This window comes from Streptococcus sp. A12 (assembly GCF_905372335.1).
Taxonomy (GTDB): Bacteria; Bacillota; Bacilli; order Lactobacillales; family Streptococcaceae; genus Streptococcus.
The window spans coordinates 1-4,865 of record NZ_CAJPOU010000081.1 but is presented as its reverse complement, the minus strand read 5'-3'; the positions used below and the strand labels follow the sequence as shown (position 1 = coordinate 4,865).

5 protein-coding genes are annotated in these 4,865 nt (G+C 45.2%); 1 reads left to right on the top strand and 4 read right to left on the bottom strand.

Annotated features, from left to right (window positions below):
* Positions 1-74: 74 nt before the first annotated feature.
* Both QZ158_RS07765 and QZ158_RS07760 read right to left on the bottom strand, forming a co-directional pair.
* Positions 75-881, bottom strand: a complete 807-nt coding sequence (locus tag QZ158_RS07765) for a dihydroorotate dehydrogenase electron transfer subunit (protein ID WP_293887360.1) — start codon at positions 879-881, stop codon at positions 75-77.
* Between the two features lie 191 nt (positions 882-1,072).
* Positions 1,073-2,443: a DUF6688 family protein gene (locus QZ158_RS07760; protein ID WP_293887358.1), complete on the bottom strand. Its 1,371-nt coding sequence runs from the start codon at positions 2,441-2,443 to the stop codon at positions 1,073-1,075.
* A 138-nt stretch (positions 2,444-2,581) separates the two neighbouring features.
* Here QZ158_RS07760 and QZ158_RS07755 point away from each other — a divergent pair, with 138 nt between their 5' ends.
* On the top strand, positions 2,582-3,490 hold the full coding sequence (locus QZ158_RS07755; protein ID WP_048689847.1) for a LysR family transcriptional regulator: 909 nt from the start codon (positions 2,582-2,584) through the stop codon (positions 3,488-3,490).
* A gap of 72 nt (positions 3,491-3,562) precedes the next feature.
* On the opposite strand, the gene QZ158_RS07750 is transcribed toward QZ158_RS07755, so the two are convergent.
* Together QZ158_RS07750 and QZ158_RS07745 are read right to left on the bottom strand one after the other, a co-directional pair.
* Positions 3,563-4,294 carry an NAD-dependent protein deacylase gene (locus tag QZ158_RS07750; RefSeq protein WP_293887356.1) on the bottom strand — a complete coding sequence of 244 codons (732 nt, stop codon included), beginning with the start codon at positions 4,292-4,294 and terminating at the stop codon, positions 3,563-3,565.
* A gap of 10 nt (positions 4,295-4,304) precedes the next feature.
* Positions 4,305-4,865 (bottom strand): hypothetical protein (locus tag QZ158_RS07745; RefSeq protein WP_293887354.1); only part of this gene is annotated, 561 nt, incomplete at its 5' end.

Below are 4,865 nucleotides of genomic sequence, written 5' to 3'. Positions count from 1 at the left end.
CCGGAATAATGGGATTTTTCAAGTCTAATCCTGGTAAGGATACAGCTAATCGATTACTTGTCATACTTTCCTCCCTACATCACAATCGTACCAGTTTCAAAGACTGGACCGTCTTCACACACGCGCTTATTGGCTGCTTGGCTCTCATTTTCTAAATGCACCACACAGGCATAGCAAGCCCCCATCCCACAGGCCATACGCGATTCCATGGAAATATAGGCGCGGGGATGGTCATGGAATTTGGTATTGACATATTTGAGCATGCCAGGTGCTCCACAAGAATAGATAGCATCAAACTCCTGGTCCATCTGATCAATGACCGTAGAAACATAGCCCTTGGTACCATAAGAACCATCGTCTGTTGTAATGGTTACTTGGCCGTACTGCTTCAATTCTTCTTCGAGGATAACCGCTTCTTTATTGGCAAATCCAAGAACAGAATGGACTTCTACTCCCTGCTCATGTAGCTGTTTAGCCACTTGGACCAAAGGAGGAACACCAATCCCGCCACCAATGATCAAGGCACGCGCCCCTTGACCAAGACCTTTTAGGTCAAAGCCGTTTCCTTGAGGGCCCATGACACTGAGGAAGCTACCGACAGGCAGCTGAGAAAAGATGGCTGTCCCTCCCCCTTCTACCCGATAGATGAGGCGACAGGTCTGGCTGTCTGGATCTATCTCAGAGATAGAAATAGGACGACGGAGGAGCTTAGAGTCATCCGGTACTCGGATATGGAGAAACTGCCCCGGCAACATCTGCTCCACCATTTCCCCCTTCAAGACCATTGAAAAAATCCGTGACGCAATCTCTTCTTGAGCGATTAACTCCATGTCTTCCATCATGATTTTTCCAAACCGTTTTTTACAGCTGTCACTGACCATTGGTTTCCTCTTCTTTCTTCCAGCAAAAAAGACCTCGCAAAAGCAAGGTCCTACAAATGATCAGCTAGACTCGGTCCGCTGATCTTTTTTCTGTCTTTCCTTGCAGGCCTCTCTGGACCCCTTAAAGGTTAAATTTATCTCATTATATCGCGCTCCATGTCGCTTGTCAAGTAGAAGCCCGATGGCTCCGCTCATTTTCCATCTGTCTCAGGAGAAAACCCTTCTGGTACCGGTGGGATATACTGTAAAGCGATGCGATTTTCAGGCTTGCGATCGACCAAGTAGAGAACCAACAAGAAGATCCATTCCAGGGGCTTCATCAGATAGTAAATGACATCCATGGCCCATTTCTTCTTGATATGTTTGGCAAAGGGGTAGCCATAGCGATTATAATTACGACGTAGGAAACGATGGAAACGTGGCGTCTTTTCTTCTAAGACCTGCTCAAAGGCATTGGCAATACAGAGCTGGCGATTCACCACAACAGGATGACCGTGCCGGACTCCCATCCGTTGAGGCTTGACAACTTTTTCATGGCCACCAGCCGCAACTGTACAGAGATAGTGCTCATCCATGATGAGATTCTGTGGAGGGATCTTTTCTGAGAAGGTCCAATCAGCCGTATTGGTCCAGGCCTTGACCAAGCTATCAGCACGCTGACCAAAGAGCATGAGGAGCATGACCAATACCGCTAACAAGGGGAGGACAAAGACGACTGCCAACCAAGGCCAGTGTTTAGATTGGTGGAGGATTAGGTGAAAGCGCTGGAGAATTGGATTGTCATAGGCCCTAATGGGATCAGACTCACCCTCCCACTCCTTCATCCTAGTTCTCAGGAGGCTAATAGAATAAACCAATAAGAAAACCGTGTGACAACCGATGACTTGCAACTGGATGTCAAACACCCCTAACAATACCAATCCCATCAATATCCCACTAATACAAAAGATATTTAAAAGTGGAGATAAGGAATTGGCATCTCGGTAAGAATAGATGACCAGAGCTAGGAAGGAAATCAGTGCCAAAGTAAGAATCGTCGGGAGAGCCTCCGACCAAATCATGGTATGCTTCTGCTCATTGATGAGCTGATGAGTCCAATCATAATCTGTCAAATCCTTTACCAGATAGATGACGAAGGATTCTAGGATACAGCCAAAGACTCCTATCCAAAGGATCACAAAGTACTTGCGATTGTTGACCCTTCGTTTAATTTTCTCCTCTTCTCTCTCATCATAGACACCGACCAGTTCCTTATCCAAGGTCTGGGCCTGTATCGTAGACCAGCGAGATATAGCATACAGAATCACAAAGATATTGGGAACAAAATAACTAACCCCTAGAGCATGAACAAGAATTGTAGCACTGTATATTGCGACTCCAAAAATAGCATTCCAGAAACCTAAAGATTGGATATTTCCTGGTAAGCTCCCTAGAATTAGAAAGACGTACAAACCAAGAAAGATCAGTAAATTGGTCATAAAGTTTATCTTTACTAAACTGGCTAAAAATTTAGTCTCCAGTTCCTGATTCCATTTTTTGTACCAGAAAACGATTTTCTTCATTACATCTCCTCCATCATTTCCCTCATTTTATCAAGCTACAATCAATCCTTCAATTCTAAACCTGTTTTATAGGGAAAAATCCTTCTAGAGACTGATACTAGCTGGGATTTTCTGTCAAAAGTATGTTAAAATATAAGCATGAGAATCCAACAATTACATTACATTATCAAAATCGTCGAAACAGGCTCTATGAATGAGGCGTCAAAGCAACTCTTCATCACCCAGCCAAGTTTGTCCAATGCTGTGCGGGACTTGGAAAAAGAAATGGGTATTGATATCTTCATCCGTAATCCCAAGGGTATCACTCTGACTAAGGATGGGATGGAGTTCCTTTCTTATGCACGACAAGTCGTGGAGCAGACCCAACTCTTAGAAGAACGCTATAAAAACCCAGTAGCCAATCGGGAGCTCTTTAGCGTATCCTCCCAGCACTATGCCTTCGTAGTCGAAGCCTTCGTCTCTCTCCTCAAGAAAAGCGACATGGAGAAATATGAACTCTTCCTACGGGAGACCAGAACCTGGGAAATCATCGATGACGTCAAGAACTTCCGTAGTGAGATCGGTGTCCTCTTCCTCAATGGGTACAACCGGGATGTCCTCTCCAAAATGTTGGATGATAGCCACCTCAAGGCGACCCATCTCTTCACTGCCCAACCTCATATCTTCGTCAGCAAAACTAACCCTCTAGCTAACAAAGAGGTGGTGAAATTAGAAGATTTAGAAGACTTTCCTTATCTCAGCTATGACCAAGGGACCCACAACTCCTTCTACTTTTCTGAAGAGATCCTCTCCCAAGAGCATCACAAGAAATCTATCGTAGTCAGCGACCGTGCTACCCTCTTCAATCTCTTAATTGGTCTAGATGGCTACACCATTGCGACCGGTATCCTTAATAGCAACCTCAATGGAGACAATATCGTTTCCATCCCGCTAGATATCGATGACCCAATCGAGCTGGTCTACATCCAACACGAAAAAGCTAGCCTCTCTAAGATGGGTGAAAAATTTATCGAATACTTACTTGAGGAAGTCCAATTTGATAAATAGGAACTAACTAGCTACACAAGCACAATAAAAACACCTGAAAGAAGTAAACCTCTACTTCCTTCAGGTGTTCTTTTATTGTCTTAATTTCGAAAATACTTGGCCAATCTTCCTTTCGATGACCAGGTCTGCTTGCTTGTCCTGTGGGATACTGGTCTTATTGATGACGACCAGCTTCTCCCCTTGGAAATACTGGATCAGGCTGGCTGCTGGGTAGACGACGAGGGAGGTACCACCGATAATCAGTAGATCAGCCTCTTGGATGGCTTTGGCTGCTTGGCTAAAGACGTCCATATCTAGAGGTTCCTCGTAGAGGGTCACATACGGTTTAACCACCTTACCACAATCGAGACAGTGTGGAACAGTCCCTTCCAAAGCTAGAAAAGCCTCTAAATCATAAAAGCGCTGGCAGCCCGTACAGTAATTACAGTCGGCACTACCATGGAGTTTCAAGACTTTTTTAGACCCCGCCATCTCGTGGAGACTGTCAATATTTTGCGTCACAACTGCCTTGAGCTTACCAGTTTCTTCCAGCCAAGCCAGATAGTGATGGGCTGCATTGGGCTTGGCATCTGGATAGAGCAGGTACTTCTTGTAAAAGTCGAAAAAGTCCTCTGGATAACGCTCAAACATGGTATGAGAGACCAGTTGCTCAGCCGTAAAATGCCGACCCAAGGTGACACTATAGACCCCATCTGAGCTCCTGAAATCTGGAATATTGGACTCTGTTGAGACGCCTGCCCCACCGAAAAAGACAATCCGTTGACTCTGATCAATGATGTCTTGCAATTCTTTCAATTTATCCATGTCTTCCTCCTTACAAAAGAGCCTCGATACTAGCATTGGCCTGGTCGAAGTAAAAAGGTTCTCGCTGGTAAACAATCCCCGTCTCCTGAGCCAAGCTGACCAAGAGCTCCATAAAATGCTGGGAAGAGAAACCAGTCGTCCGGTGGAGTTCTTCTTCATCAAAAGGTTTGATCAAGTGAGCTAGAGGATTGCGGACAGATTTCTCCAACTCCCGCAGTTGCTTGGCCGCATCCTTGGTGGAATCTGACAAGTCCAAGAGTAAGATCAACTCCGTTAAACTGGACGAATTGACCGCACTCTCACTATGGAATTGTTGCAAGGCTGGATTGTCAGATGATCGGATCTTGTCAAACTTCCAATGGTCATAGCTGGACTCTTTGGAGTTGTGAATGTAGTCCGAAATATCAGAAATCTGCAACTCAATCAAGCGCATAAAAATCCGATAAATAGCAGGACTCACCGCCCGAATGAAGTCGATGATCTGCTCATTGCGAAGCTTGGCCTCTAGGTCGTAAAGGTAGTTAGCCAACTGTTCCTCTTCTGGGTCCTCATGCCAAAAAAGCTGAAAACC